Here is a 20,931-nt window from a genome sequence, read left to right as displayed (position 1 = left end):
TAAATTCAGAGCTATCGAGTTGAGTATTGAGTAACCATTCTCGCCACGTTGGCGAGTGATTGAGACAATCGCTCGGCGATTACCTTTTTACGCAAAATACAAGGATGCTCAATAAAGTGCCAGGAAAGTACGGCGGGAATAAGCGCTAGTGGCAAAGCCACCAGGATCATCGTCACTGGCGATATACCCTTCCAGACGTGCGCTAAAATCTCTTGTGTTGGAAAGGCGTAGATATAAAGGCCATAAGAATAGTCTCCCAACCGATTAAACTGACGAGCAAACCATTGCGTGTTGAAGGCAACCCAAAATACTGAGTAACTCCAGGCCGCCACAAAAGCCTCAACAAAAACAGGCGACGCGTATAAGAAAAGCGTCACTAACCAACAGGTGCCGACTATACGATAATCTAGGCGAATATTGAACCTGTATGCATAAAGCAGCATACCTACCACGAATGCGAAACTCCACTGCACCCATGTACGCGTCTGGAAACCTGGACTGATAAGTTCCGCCTGTAGCAAAAATTTAAATGCAAAATAAAATAAGAAGTACACCACAAAAAACGCTGAAATACGGCGTAGCCTTTTCAAAAGACCCAAGATCCCCAGCACCAAAACCAAGGCGTACAGCAAGACTTCATAATACAGCGTCCACAACGACCCATTGATCCCCGGGTATGGATTGTCCTGGAACAAGCCAGGCAACTGGAACTGAATACTCTTCAATTTCAAGTTGGCCGTCACATAACTATAGACCTCCGGTGAGGAGAAATAATCATGGGCGTTCAGAGTTGAAAAAATCGGGCCTATGACACAGGCGCTTAAAACCAGCACCACCAGCAGCGCTGGATACAGCCGTAAAAATCTCGCAACGACAAAATGAACCGCATTTTTTGATCGCTGATAACTCAGCGATATAAAAAATCCAGAAATACAAAAAAAGGTAAATACGCCTAGCCCTCCAAGCGAGATACCAAGTTGAGCTACCAGCGGCTCGACCTCACCGCCCCCACGTGAAAGCGGATAAGCATGAGAAACCAAAACAAAAAAAGCCGCAACCATGCGGATAAAATTGAAGTTATTCTGCCTGTCGTTGAGACTCTCTTCTAGATTAGCCATGGGAAATTCCATTTTGCTCATCTTGATAATAACGAGCTGTAATAGCAAAAGCGTCATCAACGCTGACAGGCGGCACCCAGCCCAGAAGTTCTTGCGTATCCGTAATATCTACTTGAAGCGACCCACACAGGCGTTGAAAAAATTCTTTCTTACCCACCACCGATGCGGCCAGCCCCAAGAGAGACTGCGGGAACGCAAATATGCGGGACTTTTTGTTCATCGCCACAGCAAGCTTTTCCAGGATCTGGCCTATCGATAAGTCTTCACCATCACTGACCAGAAAGACGCGATTAGCTGCCTTGGGGTGATGAATGCACACGCAAATCAAATCGATCAAATTATCGATAAACACCAGACTCCGACGATTATTAATTGTACGCAGTGGCAAAGGAAGGCCTTTGCTAACGGTAGCTAACATCTTTTCAAAGTTTGCCTTTACACCCGGGCCGTACACCAACACAGGCCTGATGATTACCACGTCCATTGAGGTTTTCTCCGCCAGCGCCATCAATGCCTGCTCGGCCTCGAGCTTGGACACGCCATAATCGTCAAGCGGTGCGGGGGCATCCGAAGACTTGAAAGCACGGCGGCCGTCGGTCTCCTCACCGTTGACTTTGACAGAGCTGATATAGATGAACCGCTTAATACCAGCTTGCGCGGCCTGCCGGGCAAGATTGAGCGTGGCATCAACGTTCACCTGTCGAAAGGCCTGCAACGGATTGCTATGCGTTTCGTTCATGATGTGAGCACGACCCGCGGAGTGGATTACAACTTCCACTCCCTGCAATGCGACACGCCAGTCGTTGTCCTCTGACAGCGATGAGATAATGCAATGCTGAACACCTGGGAGCACAGTGGCCGCATGTTTTCGCGTCACGTTGATAACTGGGTAGTTGGCATTGACCAAGGCCTCAAGCAGGGGGCGCCCTACAAAACCTGTACCGCCGGTTAGAAGAATCTTCGGCATTTGAGAAATTGGGGTGCCACTCAAACCATCGGACATGATCAAGCCCTATCGGATGACAGCAGTTGTTTGAATAATTTATCGTATTGAGAAGATACCCCTTCCCAACGATAACGACGAACTGCAATCTCATGCATTTTTTTACTCAGCTCTGCCCGCGCCGCTTCGTCAGCGAATAGCATGGACGCATGATCTATAAGCGACTCACTGGAAGCGAAGAACTTGGCACCGTCCTCGGTAGATGCACGGTTGAACGACACATCGAATGCGATGATCGGCAGGCTCAACCACATTGCCTCCACCAGGGACGGGTTGGTTCCACCTGCACTGTGACCGTGAATATAAATAGTGGCATTGCTGCGCAACGGGCTCAGTTCATCACCGTTGTAGATGGGGTCCAGCAGGTGGAGGTTCTCTGCGCCTGAGTATTTATCCTGGAGCGCCTTGCCATATTCACTCTGCTTCCAATTGCCGACGATGACCAGGGGAAGTCCGCTGGTGTGGAAGGCTTCGACAACAATATGGATATTATTTTCAGGTTCAATCCTGCAGACAGAAAACGCATAGGGATTTTGTAGAAACGGATAGCGTGCCCGATCTTCGTCAGTCAATGCACGAGTTTTGGCCTGATCACCACCATAGGCAATAAGGGTACTTTCTCGACCGTACTCACTACGCACATAGTCTTGAAGAACCTGATTATCAGTGACCACGGCGTCAGAATACTTGACTGCCACAGCCTCAGAAAATTTCAAGAATTTCTTGGCCAGAGGAGACCACTTTGCCCGCTTCCATTCATAGCCATCAATATTGACGACGATCTTTTTCTTCGTCAGCATTTTGATGAATGGAAGAGCAATACAACCGGAAACCCCCAGAATTACCAGCACATCATTTTTTCGATAAGCATGCAACATGCTGACTATGTCATAGGGAATGCTTTGCACACCATTGGCCTTCAACGGTATATAAATCAAATCAGCATTTCCGTACTTCTTCGGTTGAGACACATAGGATTTCGAGCTGCAATACACCGAAATCTCGTACTCACGATCCAGGTAGGTCACCAGTTGCTCTGACAGCGTTTCCCACCCACCGTATTGTGCGGGAAGGCCAACCGTGCCAATGACTGCAAATTTAAATCCCATCAAACACCCCGAGCACACCACTTTCAAATTGTTCACTTGAGAAACTAAGTGACTTCACCCTCGCCGCTTCAGATAGGCGGTAACAAACATCCGGGTTTTCTTGGAGAAATACCAGTTTGGCAGCAATATCTTCGACTCGATCAGAAGCCATTAAGTACCCCTCAGAGTCTGAGGACACTAGTTCAACGGGTCCTCCTACAGGGGGAACGATGCATGGAATGCCAAATGAAAGTCCCTCAAGAATCGTCAAGCCAAAGGTTTCAACCCATTCAGTCGGCTTCGAAAGGCTGAGTAAAACACTTGCCTTTTGGTAATAAGGCACCACGTCTGCGCAACCGGGGACAATAGTTAGATTGTCGGGAATGACTGTACTCGAAAAAAATTCGGTCACCTCATTTTCAGTGGCCCCGAGAATCAGAGTAAATTTAAAGACCGGATGCGCGCTTAACAAACGAGCAATCTTTACAAATTCATTAACACCCTTGTAAGCTTTCAAAGAACAAATCATCAGCACACCAAACCTTCCATCTGGCGTGGGTTGATAAACATGACGCTCGGCGATACGGTTCATTTCCGGGGGAATCGCATTATAAACAACACTGCTTGCAATCGTGGCAAAGCCTTCCGTGCGCGCAAGAAAGTGCGAAACAAATATATTAACGCTTGAGCACTTCTCAACTATCAAACGCAAAAATACCTTTAAAGGCAATGGCCGTATCGATGTTTCGTGAATATGATAAACAACCTTGATCCCCAGCAGCTTTCCTGCCAACGCCGCACCAAAAGGCAGTAACGTATTAACATAGAAAACTGCCGTGGACCGCCTGTACTTCAACAATTTAAAAAACAGCACCAATTGCGAAAAGCTATAACTTATCAGTGTTAAAAACTTATTATCAAATCGCTTGTAAAAGTAGCGCCGCTGGACGCAAGGTGCCGAAGAAAGAAAGCCGGCGCTCCCTCTCCCGCCCAAAAACAACTCGGCCTGAACACCTTTCTTCGATACAGCTTCAATCACCTGAGAGAGAACTTTTGGACTCCCGCTATAATCATTCAGCAAATGAAAAAATATAATTTTTTTCACTACACATCCTTTTAGCTACGTTCTTTTATTCGCTTCGCAGGGACGCCCGCATAAATTGAGTTTGAGGCGTATCGTCCAGCCTTCAAAACTGCTCCAGCCGCGACCACACAACCATCCTCGAGGAAGACACCATCCAGCACGGTCACTTTGGCACCAATCCAGCAATTACTACCAATATGGATGCCTGTGTTGTTTACCCCTTGAAGACGGATAGGGATTGCAGGATCAGCAAAATTATGATTCTCCGAATGGAACGACACATAGTTACCTATGATCGTGTCATCGCCTATAGTTATACCACCTGCGCAGCCCAAGAAGCTGCCGCTGCCGATGCCAACATTGTTACCGATCGAAAGCCCCTCACCTAATTTGGTCAGACTCCCCGTGCATTCGATAATAACATTTTTCTTCAAGGAAACCCCGCGCCCCAAGGTAATGCCCTTGACTGCCAAAGCGTCGATAAAGCATCCCTCATCAATCACGAGGCCTTTGCCTCCGAAGATCAATGAGCGTGCCTTTACGGTAACGCGCTTGCCTACTAGGATGACCGAAAGACGCCTGAATTTCATGAAGCCATTTATGACCATAAACGCTTTAGACAGAACGAAATCAAAGAGATAACTATCGGGAATTCGCCTATCGAGCTTGATGCCTCGCTTCCTGATTTTCAAAGAAAGAAACTCAACCAACTCTATCAACATTATTTTCTCTCTCTAAAAGATGAAATATATGAACAAAGAAATTCAGCCTCTTTATACGAAACACTTTTCCTCAAGGAAGAAATTAACAAATAAGCCTCCATGATTAGACGAAACAAGTAATTTTTACGCTCAAAGATCACCCGAAAACCACGAATCATTTCCTGGAACCGAAAAACAGCACGCTCGGCGTTATCGGACGTGTGCTCAGAAAGATCATGTTGTAGCGATGTACCCAATACGTAAAATTGCGGGTAATACGTCTCATACCTCACGAAGAACTCGGTATCCGTAGCATAAAACTTAAGGCGCTCATCAAAGAGTGGCGTCATTCGCACATAACACGCTTTAGTGAATATTACTCCACTGTTGATCGCAAGCTTATTAGCAGAAGCGTTTATGCCACTCTCTACGCCTGGTAACAAGCGACCGAAAAACCAGAAACGCTCCCCTGGGCTCACCAGTTTTGCCCCTGAGTAAATCTTTGGCAGAATTACACCAAAAGCATCAGGTGACGACTCCGCTTCAAATTCAATTGCACTGGCAATCTCGTTAACATAATTCTCCGCAGAATAATCAGTATCATCATCTGAAATCATGAAATGTGTCGCACCGGCTGCAAACGCCTGAGCGGCAACACGATTATAGATATGAGACAACCCTTCATTATTACCTTCCAGCCAAGTCAACCCTTCCCTGACCAAACGGGGCGAACACTGTGGCGTGTTATTCCACACAAAAAAATCGACTTCAATGCCTTTTTCAAAAAAATAGCTGGCGCTCTCCAGCAATGTTGTTATAGCAGACGAATCCTTATAATGCCGCTTATAAAGAACAATCAATATCGAAAGCTTAGATTTTACGATATTTTGAGTCATACATTACCACCACTATAACCAGCACAAATAGATACAATACGACACTATTGGTGTAGGACTGGAAGAAGAAACTGCTAAGGAAAAATGGGTAGCTGATCACTAAATAGTCAGCGACGCCAGTCATAAACGCACTTCCTCCTGCACGTAACTGCTGCGTCACCGCGACGATCTTGGCGTAAAAAAGGATCAGGCCGATCATAATGGCTAACCCAAGATAGCCGGCGGAAGCCAGAAGATTCAACCACAACGAATCATACCAGTGTGCCTGACCAGGTCCTATGGCACCGAAGCCCAGGCCCAACGGCATGGAGCCCAATGATTCGAGAACCACGTACCACTGCCTTACGCGGTCCAAGGCGGATAAATCATCGGTGTACCCCAAGGCCAGGTACAGAAATATGGAACTTGTAAACATCACGAAATAGCTGTAGCCCAACGCGCTAATAAGCCGTTTCCGCTTGAACAACTGTAATACGATCAAAAAGAATATCGCAGATACCATTCCGATAACGGCAGTTCTGACTGAGCCGTAACAAATTACCAGCGTCGAAAAAGCAGCGACCAGCACATACCCGATGAAACTTAAGGTGTACTTTCGTTTCCTGATTGCCTGCACGAGCAAACAACTGGCAAATAGTGCAGTATTCAAAACAAAGGCATTGAATTCAAGGGTACCGGTAAAGAACCCGGACATCCTGGCACTCCCCTCCCTCATGGAGTTGTACGCTTCCAATTCAAATCCTTTTTCCGTTAGCAGCGGCCAATACCAGAACTGCTCAGCATCAGTGATAGTGAGATATTGATAAACGGCATAACCACCACAAATAAAAGTCACGGCCACCAGCGTGGAAAACATCAACCTCAGCTTTACTTCAAGCTCTAAATCCCGACATATCGCATTCACCATCAGCGCAAAAATAATAGGCATGGCAAAGGAGCGAAACATGCGAAATGATCCATCGGTAAGCTCACCGCACAGCAAATAAAACATGAGGAAAAAAGCAAATATCAGCAACTGTTCTTTATACTTGCGTGGTATCGAATGCTGAGTACCGGCCTGAAAAAACACGATCAGCACTGTCAGCAGAATATAGACCAGTACCGCGCCCTCGCGCCAGGCCGCAAAAACAGCAGGCGCATGGAAGGTCAAGATAAGGTAATCCGAAAACAAGAGCAATATTATAAAAAAACACAGCGCTAATGCCCTCATACCTTAACCGATCCTACGCCCTTCCCGGCCAAACTTTTAATCTTCAAAATTAACAACTTAAACACCATCTTAACTTTCTGCACTGCACTCAACTCACGCAACACAGCCAACAAAAAACCCTTATCGAAACTTATCAACTTTGCAATTACCACAGGGGGAATAGCTGAGGTGATTTTCTCTGCCTGCTCATACGCAGCAACATCCCCCGACCATGCAACATAGTGCTCCATCTCGTTAGCGCATAACGCATCGTCATAGAGACACGCTAGGTAGCGGGTCTTAACGGCGTCATAGCCATTCACGGCGTAAACTAACTCAATTACCGCAGGGTCATTGTCACACTGGAGAATACTCGTCATTAAATCGTCTACGTTCTTACTTTTAAGATTGTCCGCAGGCGAATAACCTTGTATCGGCGCGCGAAGACCCACGCAGCGACGACCGCTCACGAGCTGCTCCGCAAATGCGGTGCCGCCGGGTGTAGGATAGCTATCAACGTAAAAGTCAGCGCCTTCCAGAAGTTTCAGATAACTTTCATACGGCACTGACGATAAAATTCTAAAGCGCCGCCAATATTTAAGCTTTAACGGCCACCACCAAATATTGGTATAGGGATTAGCTCCAACTATCCAGAAAGTGGCGTTTTTAAACTCTGATAAAACCCGATGAATCGTGGGCCTTGAATCATAGTGTTTGACCGGCTTGAATTTAAAGGGGGACGCCGCGCTAAAAAATTTCAAGGCATCACCTTTTGCAGGCAACCGATGTGCTTTTTTGACTAAGCGAGTATTCAACGGGATGCCCAAAAAGGACTTTGCCCCTGAAATACTTTTCTTTTTATCCCGCTGCTGGCCAAACGTGCTGATTTCGAAATAGACGTCAGCAACCGAACTGCCGTAAGTGAAGACATGATCGGCATGATTTACAAAAAAGACTTTTGCATTCGTCATGCCTTTTAGAATATTGCAAGCAATGACCGTAGTCATGTCGTCCGGATGGATATGCAAAACCACCCGCTTATAGGCCTTCAGGCACTCTATAATTTCAGTGATTTTTTGCAACGGCGTACGGGACTCTAAGACACTGCACTCATTAAAAAAGACACGAGTACGCTCAATCGCAGCTTCATCACTTTGGCGGGTTATCAACAGGTCAGGCTTTTCCGAGTGCATCGTAGCAAGCTGTTCCATCAGCCGGGTATGCCCTCCGATCAAATAAGGCTCGGATATCATATGAATACAATCTTTCGAAGGTGCGACAACGTCATCTTCATGAGCGAAGCTCATGCACCGGCCGGCTAACAAAATCTCCAGTTCTGGATCATCGTAGATTCCTTTATCAACCGCCCAAAGTATGGCGCCATAGGCCTCGGCCAACTCGATACTCTTATTGATATCTTTTTGCGTTAAAATTAAATCGCGAAGTGAGGATAGCAAGCGACTCATGGGCAAAAAGACCTCATACAGCGTTATTTTGATTTAGCTTTCTATAAATAAGAAAGTACATGACTACCAAGTAAAAACCGTAGTTAACTGCATGAGCCCACGTTACGCCAATCGGCCCACCTACCTTTGTCAGCACGATTGTCAGCAGATAAAACCCGAACGCAAAAATCACTTCAGTAACGATGTACATCTTAACCATCGCCTTACCCAGCATCAGGTAGGCGAGTATCCAACTAGCGATCTTCAGCGTGTCGCCCAGCATCTGCCAGGCGAAGAAGTCTCTCATGGGGCTGAATGCACTGGTAAACAGTAACCCGATGATGAAGTCTCTCATGAGATAAATCACCAAGCCACAGATCATTGCAACAGGCAGAATCAGCTTATAGCCTTGTACGATCTCCTTCCTGATATCCTCCGGATTGACCAGCTCTGATAACTTAGGCAGAAAATACAAGCCCAACGTCGTTGTCACCAACAGCAGATAGGCGGTACTGAGACGCCACATGGCCTCCCAATATCCAGCGGTCTCCCAACCAAACTCTGATCCGAGATAGTTCCGCACCAAAATATGGCTGACTGGGACACATGCCGCCGTAGTGAGTGCCATGGCGGTAAACTTGGTCAAATTTATGGCAATTTGCTTGTCCAACCGACCGAGCAGATTTGAAAACCGAAACCACGGTGTTCTATAGCACAGTAAACACGTCACAAAAAAGGCGATGGATTGGTAGAGCACTAGGGAGATCAATGCACCATAGAGACCGTATTGTACGACCATGATGATAGTGACCAGTAAGGAGAGGAGACTCCCCCCGATATTGGCCAGGATATATCGGCTGATTTCCTTTTTGCCATTGAGAATGGCGAGCAGCAAGGTGTTGAACGAGAAAAATACCACTGTCGCAGCGCACCAGATAAAGACGCTGTACAAAGATTCATCATTAAAACACCACACCGCCAGCGGCTTGCTGAAACAGACAATCAGTATGGAAGTTACAACCGAGCCGATTAATGCAATCGTTCCCGCAGTACGCCACACCCGACGCTGTGCGTCTTCATCGTCTTTATATTCAGCAGTGTATTTAGTCACCCCATTGCTGATAGCGCCCGTCGAAAACGTCGTTACCATTTGCACAGCATTTTGAAACTGGCCTAACGCAGCATACCCGGAAGGCCCTACATAAATGGCGAGCATTTTGTTAATGCCCAGCAACGTGAGCATCTTGATAACGACGGCAATACCGTTGAGGAAGCTAGTTCGAAGCAGCGTCATATCAGGCGTCTACAGAAAAGCTATTGCAGGCCTCAACGACACGCTGAGCGTCAGCGTCGGTCATCACCGGACTGATCGGCAAGCTTAATACTTCCCGGTGGATACGTTCTGTGATAGGAAATGATTTATTGAAAAAGTCCGACTTCGCATAAGCCTGTTGCTGATGAGGTGGTATCGGGTAATGAATTAATGTTTGAACACCTGACTCAGTCAAATGACGCTGCAGCGCCTCTCGCACCTCGGATCGCACTACAAAAAGATGCCACACGTGCGAGATATGATTCATCACATCAACACTGGAATCCAATGGCAGTTTGATCAACGGATTCTTTATTCCCGCCATGTAGATAGCGGCAACGCGTCGACGCGCCTCGATCTGACCCTGCAAATATTTGAGCTTCACGCTCAACATGGCAGCCTGAATCTCGTCCAGCCGGCTGTTTACGCCCTGCACCAGATTCTTGTATTTCTCATGAGAACCATAGTTTCGAAGTGCCTGAATCATATTGACCAGTTCGGCATCACTGGAGGTAATGGCCCCTGCATCTCCCAACGCCCCTAGGTTCTTGCCCGGGTAAAAACTGAATCCGGACGCATCACCCCAATTGCCCGCACTCTTGCCTGCCACTTGCGCTCCGTGAGCTTGAGCAGAGTCTTCCAGTACCAGCAGGTTCTCACGCTTGGCAATTGCATCTATTGCGGGCATGTCAGCCAACTGCCCATAGAGGTGGACAGGCATGATCAATCGAGTTTTGTCAGTCAACGCTCGTTCTATATTCTTGGGGCACACGTTATAGGTGTCTGCGTCAGGCTCAACCAAAACCGGCGTCAGCTCGTTCTCGGTGATGGCCAGCAATGTGGCAATGTAAGTATTGGCTGGTACTATCACTTCATCGTGATCTTTGAGCTTCCCCAGCTCTTTCCACGCACGGATGGTCAAAATCAATGCATCCAGGCCGTTCGCAACCCCCACCGTGTGACGGGCACCGGTGTACGCCGTGAACTCTTCCTCGAAGCGCTTGAGGCATTCGCCTTGAATATACCAACCCGAATCAATGACACGTGTCGCCGCTTCAATGAGCTCTTCACGATGAGCCGCGTTCAATGATTTTAAATCGAGAAATGGAATCATCAAAAATACCTGACGTCGGTGCTTCGTTATTAGGTGCATGAAGGCGCAGCAGTTGCTGTGCCCCGCAATCTGTAGCCGCTTGATGGGCCCGCCTTATTTAAGGCTGGCTTTCCAACCCCGGATCGCATCAAGCGTCTTGCTCAATCAAGCGTATCGTTTCACCGCACGCATGAAATCATCGTAATTTCGCAAATAGTCGCCTTCATCGTAATGATTGCTTGCGAATACCAGCAAAACGCAATCTTCACTGAAGTCGTGCATCTCGCGCCAAATCAGTTTCTTGATGTGAATGGCCTTATTCGGGGCATCCAGCCATATCGATTCCTGCGTCACGCCGTCATCGATCAGAATTCTGCATTTGCCCGACAAGCAGATAATGTACTGCTCCAACCTGAAATGCGCATGCGAGCCTCTGCTGATACCCGCCTTGGTATTGAAAATATAATAGGCTCGCCTGACGTCGAACGGAATATCGCGCCCTTGCTCCAGGGCAATCAGGCTGCCACGATCATCTCCAATTACTTGCAACTCACTCGACGTCACATTGCCCGTCAGTGCCGAAACAGAGGCCACTACTTCCGAGAGCAACGGTGCCTCTTCATCCTTCTGACTGATGATCAACCCTTCAGTCACTGGCCATTGGATGCCAATGGCGGGGTCATTCCAGTTGATCGATTGCTCACAAGCCTTGGAATAGGTATCTGTGGTCTTGTAGAGAAACTCAGTATTGTCCTCCAACGCCAAAAAGCCGTGTGCAAACCCTTCTGGAATCCAAAGCATCCGGCCATTTTTTGCGGAGAGTTCAACCCCTAGCCACTGACCAAATGTTTCCGAGCCCTTTCTGATATCCACCGCCACGTCATAGGCGCTACCTGCGGTAACTCGTACCAACTTGCCCTGGGCATGAGGATCACGCTGAAAATGAAGCCCTCTTAAGACGTGCTTTTTTGAGCAGGAGTGATTGTCTTGCACGAATGGGCGCGGAATGGGGTGACCAAACTCGGCGAGTTGTTCATGAAACAACGGCTCATTGAAACTTTCCATAAACCATCCACGGTCATCCGCGAATACTTTTGGCTCAATGATGACCACACCGGCCAGCTTGGTTTCTATAAACTTCATCAGCTCTTATGCTCAGTCAGAAGGTTCTGCAGGTATTGGCCGTATCCCGTCTTGCTCAAGTGCTGCACCTGGGTCGCCAATTGTTCTGGCGAGATCCAGCCGGCATTGAAAGCGATTTCTTCAAGGCAAGCCACCTTCAAGCCCTGCCGGTGCTCAATTGTGTGCACAAACTGACTCGCTTCCAGCAGTGACTCATGTGTCCCAGTGTCCAGCCAAGCAAAGCCTCGGCCTAACATTTCAACAGTCAAACTTTTTTGCTCAAGATAAACACGGTTCACATCGGTAATTTCAAGCTCACCACGGGAAGAGGGGCGAATACTTTTAGCGACCTCCACCACTTGGTTATCGTAAAAATACAGCCCCGTGACCGCATAGTTCGACTTGGGTTTGGCGGGCTTCTCTTCGATACTGAGTACACGCCCGGTGTGGTCAAACTCAACCACGCCAAAGCGTTCTGGATCTGATACGTGATAGCCAAAGACCGTGGCGCCGGATGCCTGCGACATGGCAGATCGTAGATTGTCGGAAAAATGCTGGCCGTAGAAAATATTGTCGCCAAGGATCAGGCATACGGGATCTGTGCCGATAAACTCCTCGCCGATGATGAACGCCTGTGCCAAGCCATCGGGATTGGGTTGCTCTGCATAACTTAGTTGCACACCGTACTGGCTGCCATCACCCAGCAGTTTCCTGAATCCTGGCAGGTCATCGGGAGTCGAGATAATCAAAATTTCACGGATGCCTGCCAGCATCAACACCGACAGCGGATAAAAAATCATCGGCTTGTCATAAATGGGGAGCATTTGCTTAGACACTCCCAGCGTCAGTGGGTAGAGACGGGTACCCGCACCTCCGGCAAGAATGATCCCCTTACGCTTCAACATTGTCATATCTAAAACACATCCTTAACGTTCAGATCCCCCCCATTCGGGCAGAGGTTTACTCGATTATTACCGACAAAATACGACTCATCCCAAGCCACATCTGACACCATGTCAGAGCAAATCCTTCCTATCCCGACACAGCATTCACGAGCGCCACAAAGAACGTGATGATACAGCGCTCCCCCCCATCAACAAAACGAACAGTGAAAAGTCTTGTAGGGGGGGGGTAGAGGCCGATCGAATCAATGGCAATATGCCATCCTCTGACGTGATACAGGTCACGCATGCCGGACCAAAAACGCCTTGGAGGACAGCAAGGGCTAAACACAGGGAGATGAGTTGTTATTGAATCGCAAATGAAGGTACCCAGTAAAAGCTAGACCGGGGTCAATAGTGAGCCATGACCTCTACGATCATGGCTTGCTAGGTGCGCGAGGGGCGCAATTACGATATCACCCTCTCGTGCAATGACTTACCTGCAGCGCCAGCAAGCACAGGCGTGACCTCTTGTTGTTTAGCGCGACGACCACTGATGATAAAATGCCTGATCAGTGCGGCTAGAACACCCAGGATTCCCCCCACCAATACTCCAATGGCCAGTATCAATATTTTATTGGGGCTCACAGGCCTGAGGGGCTCAAGCGCTTTACGATCTATTGTGACCAGCTTCATATTGCTGATATCGAGATTGCCCAAATTTTTCAGGCGTACGACTTCGGCCCTCAGGGGCTCGACCCCCGAAAGAAACAGGTCTTCGTTCTGACGCTGCTTCAACACCTCAATTTCCCGATTGCTCTGCAGCAATTGCAACTCACGAGCAATCTGGGCAATTCGGCCCTCAGTAAAATCATCAGACTTGCGTTGCAATAACGCCGTGCGCTCAGCCGACAGTGCTTCGACACCCATGAAATACAGCGGTATCTGCTGGTTATTAATCTCTGTTCGCATCACGCTGCTGCTCTCGCTGGAACCACCCGTTTTTTCACCCAGCGCGGACGGTGTCGTCGGTTTCTCGATGCCAAGAGATTTGGCGATCGTGATTGCCTCGCCCAATTGCGCAATTCGGTCTTGCCGCGCAGTCTTGATCTGCTGGCGCAAGGCTTTCAACTCGTCCTGCAACTGTGCTCGCTTAAGATTATCAGCCTCTTGGAGCGTCGCAATTCGCGCATCCTTGTCTGTCTTGTAGCTGGACCGGGCAGCTTCGATCTTCCCTTCCAGCTCGGTCAGGCGATTTTTCACAATTACCCGCAAATCAGCGGCGATCTGTTCACGCTCGGCATCGATAGCATAATCAACGAATTTGTTAAGCACGCTGACGCCATCAATACCTTTCGGGTAGTTGAGTCCAAGCCCAATGTACGCACTTAATGAATCAGATTTTTTCGGGTCAGGCAGAACCAACTTGAGGGAGTCGCGATTAAAGGCATCAAAGCTTTGTTCAAGCGTGCGCCCTGGTCGCTCGAAAGGCTTGAACAACGCCTGGTTAGCCCTGAAGAAATTGAGTCGGGTCTCATAGGACTCTAACGACGCACCTACTTTGATGAGCGCATCACCTGGCGGCAATTGGTAGACTTCCGACCGATTCAAGGCATCCAGTTCGTTAATGGCCGCAGGACGCAACACACTACTTACTTGGTATTCAGGTTTCGCAGTGAAGGCATAGGCTGCCGCAGCCAGTGTTACCCCCACGGACACAAATAAAACAAGGAATTTCTGCTGCCAAACAGCTTGAAAAACTGCGGCAATATCAACTTCGCCAGAGGGAGGTACAGAAGGAACGCGGAAGCTACTACTCACAACAAAAACCTGCCTTCAAAGAGAAACTGCGGGCTCGTTATGCAGACAAAATTGCGTATTTTTTTATTCTAATTGGTTGACCGCCAAAACCCAACGTCTCTGCCAAATTTTGAGCGCACAAAATGCCTGTTATCGAGAACAGATTCCATTCTGCCATCTCTTTGGCATATTACAAGTCTTGACATGTCTGTCGGACGATTCTGAATTTCCCAGTAGAACTGTCGCAACCAGCGGGAATAGGTAGCTAGGCGGCTCAAAGCGTTCAGCATGATTATGTTTCTGACAAACGGTCGCCAACGCCGCCATCTCCATCACCATGCCAGCTGAGACCCTAAACCACCGCCTTACCCCGACGCCTACGCACAGCCACCCCCAACACCGGCCCAATCACCATCCCCACAATCAAAGCCACCACCACAAACACCGCCACGGGCATCTGCGTAGTACTCCACCCCAGGAACGACAACGCCACGCCCTGCTGGTTCTCCAGCACAAACGCCAGAACCACCAACGCTGCAAGCACTACAATCAATACTGCAACAACGCGCTTAACCCCACGCATACCCTTCTCCTTCGCCAAAAACACTCAGACGCCTTCTTCCTCTTCTTCGTTCACCCGATCGCGCAATTCCTTGCCCGGTTTGAAGTGGGGAACGAATTTGCCGTCGAGGCTGACGGACTGGCCGGTTTTTGGGTTGCGGCCTACGCGTGGTGCGCGGTAGTGCAGGGAGAAGCTGCCGAAGCCGCGGATTTCGATGCGGTCTCCGGTGGCGAGGCACTGGGACATTTGCTCAAGCATGGTCTTGATAGCCAGCTCCACATCCTTGGATGAGAGCAGCCCTTGATGGGTGACAATTCGTTCGATCAACTCCGACTTCGTCATATTTTTCCCTTCTTTTTCAAGCAGCTAGGAAAAGCGCTCCGAAGGTTTTAGCATGAGTTGATGAATTTGAACAGCCCATGTGTCAACTTATCTGGGGTTGAATAAACATGCTCAGCGAGCGGTCAACCCCTTACTTACAGATCACCAACATGGTCCGTGTCACCGCGCCAGCAGGGTTCCAGCCGAACAGGTAGTCGCCCTCTTCGTCCTCGGCATCACTGGAACGGGTAATGACCTTGTAGCCCTGCATCTTGCATTCACGGGCGGCGCGCTTCTCGCACTTTTCCCACTTGTTGCCCAGGCCAGAGCAGTCGATCTCGATGCCGCTGACGCCGCGCTTGGCGTGGGTCTTGGCACTAGTGGAGGAGCAGCCGGCAAGCACCAGCAAAGCGAGTATTACGATAATTCTGTTCATTCAAACCCTTATTGAGTCGGCAACGCGAAATAGCCGTTTTCAAGACTATAGTCAGTTCTGACATTGGGCTGAATGCCTTGGTTCGGTGCAGTTGCGTCATCAAATTTCAGGCACAAAAAAGGGCGACCGAAGTCGCCCTTTTTCTACAGCTTTACAGAACTTAGTTCTGCTTAGCCATTGCCTGGCGCAGCAGTGCCGCCATGGTGGTTTCAGCAGCAGCTTCCGGAGCAGCTTCTTTCAGGCTCTGGATAGCTTCTTTCTCTTCCACTTCGTCTTTCGACTTGATGGAGAGCTGAATCACGCGGCTCTTGCGGTCAACGCTGATGATCTTGGCTTCTACTTCCTGGCCTTCTTTCAGAACGTTGCGCGCGTCTTCAACGCGGTCACGGCTGATTTCGGAGGCTTTCAGAGTCGCTTCGATATCGTCGGCCAGAACGATGATGGCGCCTTTGGCGTCAACTTCTTTCACAGTGCCTTTAACGATGGCGCCTTTGTCGTTCTCTTGAACGTACTCGGAGAACGGATCGCTTTCCAGTTGCTTGATACCCAGGGAGATGCGCTCGCGCTCTGGGTCAACCGACAGGATAACGGTGTCCAGCTCGTCGCCCTTCTTGAAACGACGAACAGCTTCTTCGCCAACTTCGTTCCAGGAGATGTCGGACAGGTGAACCAGGCCGTCGATGCCGCCGTCCAGACCAATGAAGATACCGAAATCGGTGATCGACTTGATGGTGCCGGAGATTTTATCGCCCTTGTTGAACTGGCCAGAGAAATCTTCCCATGGGTTAGATTTGCACTGCTTGATGCCCAGGGAGATACGACGACGCTCTTCGTCGATGTCCAGAACCATAACTTCCACTTCGTCGCCGACTTGTACGACTTTCGAAGGGTGGATGTTCTTGTTGGTCCAGTCCATTTCGGAAACGTGTACCAGGCCTTCCACGCCTTCTTCCAGCTCTGCGAAGCAGCCGTAGTCGGTCAGGTTGGTAACACGCGCGGTGACGCGAGTGCTTTCTGGGTAACGAGCTTTGATAGCAACCCATGGATCTTCGCCCAGCTGCTTCAAGCCCAGGGAAACGCGGTTACGCTCACGATCGTACTTCAGAACCTTGACATCGATCTCGTCGCCAACGTTGACGATTTCGGAAGGATGCTTGATACGCTTCCAAGCCATGTCGGTAATGTGCAGCAGGCCATCGACGCCACCCAGATCGACGAATGCGCCGTAATCGGTGAGGTTCTTGACGATACCTTTGACTTGTTGGCCTTCCTGCAGGGATTCCAGCAGAGCTTCACGCTCGGCGGAGTTCTCTGCTTCCAGCACGCTGCGACGGGAAACGACAACGTTGTTGCGCTTCTGGTCGAGCTTGATGACTTTGAATTCCAGTTCTTTGCCTTCCAAGTGCGTGGTGTCGCGCACTGGACGAACGTCGACCAAAGAACCTGGCAGGAACGCACGGATGCCGTTAACGTCGACAGTGAAGCCGCCTTTAACCTTACCGTTGATAACGCCCTTGACCACTTCTTCAGCTGCGAAGGCTGCTTCGAGAACAATCCAGCATTCAGCGCGCTTGGCTTTTTCACGGGACAGCTTGGTTTCACCGAAACCGTCTTCAACCGAGTCCAGAGCAACGTGAACTTCGTCACCGACATTGATAGTCAGGTCACCAGCATCGTTGTAGAACTGTTCCAGCGGGATCAGAGCTTCAGACTTCAGACCAGCGTGAACGGTTACCCAGCGAGCTTGGTAATCGATATCAACGATAACACCGGTGATGATGGAGCCTGCCTGAAGGTTCAGGGTTTTTAGGCTTTCTTCAAAGAGTTCCGCAAAGCTTTCGCTCATTTTAATTCCTGTTGATAAGGGCGAAGAATACGCCCATCTCCACACCCCAGACGGTGTGGGTCAGTTTCAGTTAAAAGAAGCCACCGCAGGACTATGACTGGTCCCCTGCGGCCTTCTTGATCACCCGGCGATATCGCGAATGGCGATTTCACTCATGATGCGTTCCAGCACCTGCTCGATGGACAGCTCCGTGGAATCCAGCTGTATGGCGTCAGCCGCCGGCTTGAGCGGGGCTACCGCACGCTGGGTATCACGCTCATCGCGTGCACGGATCTCATCTAGCAGACTCGACAGACTAACACCATCGACTTTGCCCTTCAACTGCAAGTAACGACGGCGTGCCCGCTCCTCGGCACTGGCGGTCAGGAAAATCTTCAGCGGCGCCTCGGGAAACACCACCGTGCCCATGTCGCGGCCATCGGCCACCAGGCCCGGCGCCTCCTGGAATGCGCGCTGGCGCTGCAGCAGCGCCTCGCGCACGGCGGGCAACGCGGCCACTTGGGAGGCCCCCGCGCCGATACTCTCGGTGCGAATCACATCGCTGACTTCATCACCTTCCAGAATGATGCGCTGCAACTGACCCTCGGTCGCCGCAATGAACTGCACATCCAGATGGGCGGCAAGTTTGGTCAGCAATTCTTCGTTGGTCAGGTCCACACCATGGTTGTGCGCAGCAAACGCCAGCAGGCGGTACAGCGCGCCAGAATCCAGCAGGCACCAACCCAGGCGCTTGGCCAGAATGCCAGCGATTGTGCCTTTGCCCGAGCCGCTAGGCCCGTCGATGGTAATCACCGGTGCTTTGATATTCACAATTGAGCCTCTTGGGCAACACGGATGCCGACTTGGGCACACAATGTCAGAAAGTTCGGAAAAGACGTAGCAACATTGGCGCAGTCAAGGATACGAATAGGCGCCGTCGCCCGCAGGGAAGCCACACTGAACGCCATGGCAATCCGATGATCGCCATGGGCGTGCACTTCACCGCCGCCCATCGGGCCACCGTCAATGATAATCCCATCAGGCGTGGGTTCACACTTCACGCCCAAGGCCAACAGACCGTCGGCCATCACCTGGATACGATCGGACTCCTTGAGCCGCAGCTCCTCGGCCCCGCGCAAAACAGTGCGGCCTTGAGCGCAGGCTGCGGCAATGAACAGTACGGGAAACTCATCAATCGCCAACGGCACCAGGACCTCTGGAATTTCGATGCCCTTGAGCGCGGCAGCACGCACACGTAAATCCGCAACCGGCTCGCCGCCCACCTCACGCTGATTTTCGAGGGTGATATCAGCCCCCATCAGCCGCAGAATGTCGATCACACCGGTGCGGGTCGGGTTGATACCGACATGCTCCAGCAACAGCTCGGAGCCTTCGGCAATCGAGGCCGCCACCAGGAAAAACGCCGAAGACGAAATATCCCCCGGCACTTCAATACGCGTAGCGATCAACCCATGCCCTGACGCCAGCGACGCCGTCGCGCCCTGCACCGCCACCGGATAACCAAAGCCGCGCAGCATGCGCTCGGTGTGGTCGCGGGTCGGTGCAGGCTCGGTCACCGAGGTTTTACCCTCAGCGTATAACCCCGCCAACAACAGGCAGGATTTCACCTGGGCACTGGCCATGGGCAGTACATAGTTCAAGCCTTTGAGCGATTGCCCGCCACGAATGCTCAGTGGCGGACGGCCGTCCGGCCCGGTTTCGATGATCGCGCCCATTTCCCGCAGCGGCTTGGCTACGCGGTTCATCGGGCGCTTGGACAGTGAGGCATCGCCGGTCAGCACGCTGTCAAAGCTCTGCGCAGCCAATACACCGGCCAACAGGCGCATCGATGTGCCGGAATTACCCACATAGATCGGCCCCGGCGCAGCCTTCAGGCCATGCAGGCCGACACCGTGAATGGTCACGCGCCCATGGTGCGGGCCCTCGATCACCACGCCCATGTCGCGAAAGGCCTGCAAGGTCGCCAGGGCATCTTCACCCTCAAGGAAGCCCTCCACCTCGGTCACACCTTCGGCCAACGACCCCAGCATGATCGAGCGATGAGAGATCGACTTGTCACCCGGCACGCGGATGCGCCCGCTCAAGCGGCCACCCGGGCTGGCGATGAAGGTCAGGTCATCGGTGTTCACTGCGGTTTCCATGTAGGCCCGGCGCGCGAGGATCTTGCTGAAATGTTCACGCGCCACCCGCGCACGGGTGAACACGCCCAGCAGTTGATGGCCGTCTCCCGCATCCACCGCGTCGCGCAAGGCATCGAGGTCACTGCGGAAGGTGTCCAGGGTGCGCAACACCGCTTCGCGATTGGCGAGGAAGATGTCATGCCACATCACCGGATCGCTGCCGGCAATCCGCGTGAAATCGCGGAAGCCGCCGGCGGCATAGCGGAAAATCTCGAGGTTCTCGTTGCGCTTGGCCAACGAATCCACCAAGCCAAATGCCAGCAGATGCGGCAAGTGGCTGGTGGCTGCCAACACTTCGTCGTGACGCTCGACCTGCATATGCTCCACATCCGCGCCCAGCTCGCGCCAGAGACGATCCACCACTGCCAACGCTGTTGGATCGGTTTGCGCAAGCGGCGTCAGGATCACCTTATGCCGACGGAACAGCTGCGCATTGGAGGCCTCCACCCCGCTCTGCTCGGAACCCGCAATGGGGTGGCCCGGCACAAAACGCGGCGGCATGCCACCAAACGCCCGTTGTGCCGCACGCACCACGTTGCCTTTGGCGCTGCCCACATCGGTAAGAATCGCTTGCCCGAGGTCCATACCTGCCAGCACCGCCAGCAATTTCTCCATGGCCAGGATCGGCACGGCGAGCTGGATCACATCCGCGCCCTGGCACGCAACGGCCAAGTCCGCCTCACAGCGGTCCACCACCCCCAACTCCACCGCCAACGCACGCGATTGCGGGTCGAGGTCCACACCCACCACTTCGCCACACAGGCCGCTTTCACGCAGGCCTTTGGCGAAGGAGCCACCGATCAACCCCAGGCCGACCACCACCAGGCGACCGATCATAGGCACAGCAGGTTGCA

At 50.9% G+C, this 20,931-nt stretch carries 19 protein-coding genes and 1 pseudogene; all 20 read right to left on the bottom strand.

What is annotated here, in order from left to right:
* Positions 1 to 11: 11 nt before the first annotated feature.
* Entirely contained in the window at positions 12 to 1,118 is a 1,107-nt protein-coding gene (locus HU731_RS24280; RefSeq protein WP_186606093.1) for an acyltransferase family protein, read from the bottom strand.
* Positions 1,111 to 2,121, bottom strand: a complete 1,011-nt coding sequence (locus tag HU731_RS24275; RefSeq protein WP_225931521.1) for a UDP-glucose 4-epimerase family protein — start codon at positions 2,119 to 2,121, stop codon at positions 1,111 to 1,113. Before HU731_RS24275 ends, HU731_RS24280 begins: the two co-directional genes overlap by 8 nt.
* Before the next feature lie 2 nt (positions 2,122 to 2,123).
* A complete protein-coding gene (locus tag HU731_RS24270; RefSeq protein WP_186606091.1) occupies positions 2,124 to 3,230 on the bottom strand; it encodes a DUF1972 domain-containing protein in 1,107 nt (368 codons plus the stop codon).
* A complete protein-coding gene (locus HU731_RS24265; protein ID WP_186606089.1) occupies positions 3,220 to 4,314 on the bottom strand; it encodes a glycosyltransferase family 4 protein in 1,095 nt (364 codons plus the stop codon). Before HU731_RS24265 ends, HU731_RS24270 begins: the two co-directional genes overlap by 11 nt.
* 11 nt (positions 4,315 to 4,325) lie before the next feature.
* Positions 4,326 to 5,015 (bottom strand): acyltransferase, encoded by a 690-nt coding sequence (locus tag HU731_RS24260; RefSeq protein WP_186606087.1) that lies wholly within the window; start codon positions 5,013 to 5,015, stop codon positions 4,326 to 4,328.
* Positions 5,015 to 5,890, bottom strand: a complete 876-nt coding sequence (locus HU731_RS24255; protein ID WP_186606085.1) for a glycosyltransferase family protein — start codon at positions 5,888 to 5,890, stop codon at positions 5,015 to 5,017. The genes HU731_RS24260 and HU731_RS24255 overlap by 1 nt, the downstream gene beginning before the upstream one ends.
* Positions 5,865 to 7,040 (bottom strand): hypothetical protein, encoded by a 1,176-nt coding sequence (locus tag HU731_RS24250; protein ID WP_186606083.1) that lies wholly within the window; start codon positions 7,038 to 7,040, stop codon positions 5,865 to 5,867. The genes HU731_RS24255 and HU731_RS24250 overlap by 26 nt, the downstream gene beginning before the upstream one ends.
* Before the next feature lie 56 nt (positions 7,041 to 7,096).
* Positions 7,097 to 8,545 carry a group 1 glycosyl transferase gene (locus tag HU731_RS24245; protein WP_186606080.1) on the bottom strand — a complete coding sequence of 483 codons (1,449 nt, stop codon included), beginning with the start codon at positions 8,543 to 8,545 and terminating at the stop codon, positions 7,097 to 7,099.
* A gap of 13 nt (positions 8,546 to 8,558) precedes the next feature.
* The gene (locus HU731_RS24240; RefSeq protein WP_186606078.1) at positions 8,559 to 9,818 is read right to left on the bottom strand and encodes an O-antigen translocase; all 1,260 of its coding nucleotides are present in this window, start codon (positions 9,816 to 9,818) and stop codon (positions 8,559 to 8,561) included.
* Position 9,819: 1 nt separating this feature from the next.
* Complete coding sequence (locus tag HU731_RS24235) at positions 9,820 to 10,950, bottom strand: DegT/DnrJ/EryC1/StrS family aminotransferase (RefSeq protein WP_186606076.1); 1,131 nt, start codon at positions 10,948 to 10,950, stop codon at positions 9,820 to 9,822.
* 144 nt (positions 10,951 to 11,094) lie between these two features.
* Positions 11,095 to 11,493, bottom strand: coding sequence for a sugar 3,4-ketoisomerase (locus HU731_RS28645; protein WP_169718276.1), 399 nt, complete (start codon positions 11,491 to 11,493; stop codon positions 11,095 to 11,097).
* A gap of 33 nt (positions 11,494 to 11,526) precedes the next feature.
* A pseudogene (gene rfbC / locus HU731_RS28640) lies at positions 11,527 to 12,072 on the bottom strand (dTDP-4-dehydrorhamnose 3,5-epimerase); the annotation flags it as partial.
* Complete coding sequence (gene rfbA / locus HU731_RS24225; protein ID WP_186606072.1) at positions 12,072 to 12,962, bottom strand: glucose-1-phosphate thymidylyltransferase RfbA; 891 nt, start codon at positions 12,960 to 12,962, stop codon at positions 12,072 to 12,074. The pseudogene rfbC and the gene rfbA, both read right to left, overlap by 1 nt.
* A 438-nt stretch (positions 12,963 to 13,400) precedes the next feature.
* Positions 13,401 to 14,753, bottom strand: a complete 1,353-nt coding sequence (locus tag HU731_RS24220; protein ID WP_186606070.1) for a Wzz/FepE/Etk N-terminal domain-containing protein — start codon at positions 14,751 to 14,753, stop codon at positions 13,401 to 13,403.
* 331 nt (positions 14,754 to 15,084) lie between these two features.
* Positions 15,085 to 15,315, bottom strand: coding sequence for a LapA family protein (locus HU731_RS24215; protein ID WP_186606068.1), 231 nt, complete (start codon positions 15,313 to 15,315; stop codon positions 15,085 to 15,087).
* Between the two features lie 24 nt (positions 15,316 to 15,339).
* The gene (gene ihfB, locus HU731_RS24210) at positions 15,340 to 15,636 is read right to left on the bottom strand and encodes an integration host factor subunit beta (protein WP_003189779.1); all 297 of its coding nucleotides are present in this window, start codon (positions 15,634 to 15,636) and stop codon (positions 15,340 to 15,342) included.
* Between the two features lie 130 nt (positions 15,637 to 15,766).
* On the bottom strand, positions 15,767 to 16,051 hold the full coding sequence (locus HU731_RS24205) for a hypothetical protein (RefSeq protein WP_003189775.1): 285 nt from the start codon (positions 16,049 to 16,051) through the stop codon (positions 15,767 to 15,769).
* A 160-nt stretch (positions 16,052 to 16,211) separates the two neighbouring features.
* Positions 16,212 to 17,897, bottom strand: coding sequence for a 30S ribosomal protein S1 (gene rpsA, locus HU731_RS24200; RefSeq protein ID WP_186606066.1), 1,686 nt, complete (start codon positions 17,895 to 17,897; stop codon positions 16,212 to 16,214).
* Between the two features lie 120 nt (positions 17,898 to 18,017).
* Complete coding sequence (gene cmk / locus HU731_RS24195; protein WP_003189772.1) at positions 18,018 to 18,707, bottom strand: (d)CMP kinase; 690 nt, start codon at positions 18,705 to 18,707, stop codon at positions 18,018 to 18,020.
* Positions 18,704 to 20,914 (bottom strand): bifunctional prephenate dehydrogenase/3-phosphoshikimate 1-carboxyvinyltransferase, encoded by a 2,211-nt coding sequence (locus HU731_RS24190; RefSeq protein WP_264083103.1) that lies wholly within the window; start codon positions 20,912 to 20,914, stop codon positions 18,704 to 18,706. Before HU731_RS24190 ends, cmk begins: the two co-directional genes overlap by 4 nt.
* Between the last annotated feature and the right edge of the window lie 17 nt (positions 20,915 to 20,931).

The organism is Pseudomonas salmasensis (assembly GCF_014268375.2).
In the GTDB taxonomy this organism is placed as follows: domain Bacteria; phylum Pseudomonadota; class Gammaproteobacteria; order Pseudomonadales; family Pseudomonadaceae; genus Aquipseudomonas; species Aquipseudomonas salmasensis.
Note: the sequence above shows the minus strand (reverse complement) of the source record. Positions and strands in the feature narration are given on the sequence as shown.

Bases quoted from the DNA above. Each gene is read 5' to 3' on its own strand.
- ihfB (WP_003189779.1), bottom strand. From the start codon at position 15,636: ATGACGAAGTCGGAGTTGATCGAACGAATTGTCACCCATCAAGGGCTG.
- HU731_RS24270 (WP_186606091.1), bottom strand. From the start codon at position 3,230: ATGGGATTTAAATTTGCAGTCATTGGCACGGTTGGCCTTCCCGCACAA.
- HU731_RS24215 (WP_186606068.1), bottom strand. From the start codon at position 15,315: ATGCGTGGGGTTAAGCGCGTTGTTGCAGTATTGATTGTAGTGCTTGCA.
- HU731_RS24205 (WP_003189775.1), bottom strand. From the start codon at position 16,051: ATGAACAGAATTATCGTAATACTCGCTTTGCTGGTGCTTGCCGGCTGC.
- rfbA (WP_186606072.1), bottom strand. From the start codon at position 12,962: ATGACAATGTTGAAGCGTAAGGGGATCATTCTTGCCGGAGGTGCGGGT.
- HU731_RS24280 (WP_186606093.1), bottom strand. From the start codon at position 1,118: ATGGCTAATCTAGAAGAGAGTCTCAACGACAGGCAGAATAACTTCAAT.
- rpsA (WP_186606066.1), bottom strand. From the start codon at position 17,897: ATGAGCGAAAGCTTTGCGGAACTCTTTGAAGAAAGCCTAAAAACCCTG.
- HU731_RS24275 (WP_225931521.1), bottom strand. From the start codon at position 2,121: ATGTCCGATGGTTTGAGTGGCACCCCAATTTCTCAAATGCCGAAGATT.
- HU731_RS24240 (WP_186606078.1), bottom strand. From the start codon at position 9,818: ATGACGCTGCTTCGAACTAGCTTCCTCAACGGTATTGCCGTCGTTATC.
- HU731_RS24190 (WP_264083103.1), bottom strand. From the start codon at position 20,914: ATGATCGGTCGCCTGGTGGTGGTCGGCCTGGGGTTGATCGGTGGCTCC.
- HU731_RS24255 (WP_186606085.1), bottom strand. From the start codon at position 5,890: ATGACTCAAAATATCGTAAAATCTAAGCTTTCGATATTGATTGTTCTT.
- HU731_RS24260 (WP_186606087.1), bottom strand. From the start codon at position 5,015: ATGTTGATAGAGTTGGTTGAGTTTCTTTCTTTGAAAATCAGGAAGCGA.
- HU731_RS24245 (WP_186606080.1), bottom strand. From the start codon at position 8,545: ATGAGTCGCTTGCTATCCTCACTTCGCGATTTAATTTTAACGCAAAAA.
- HU731_RS24235 (WP_186606076.1), bottom strand. From the start codon at position 10,950: ATGATTCCATTTCTCGATTTAAAATCATTGAACGCGGCTCATCGTGAA.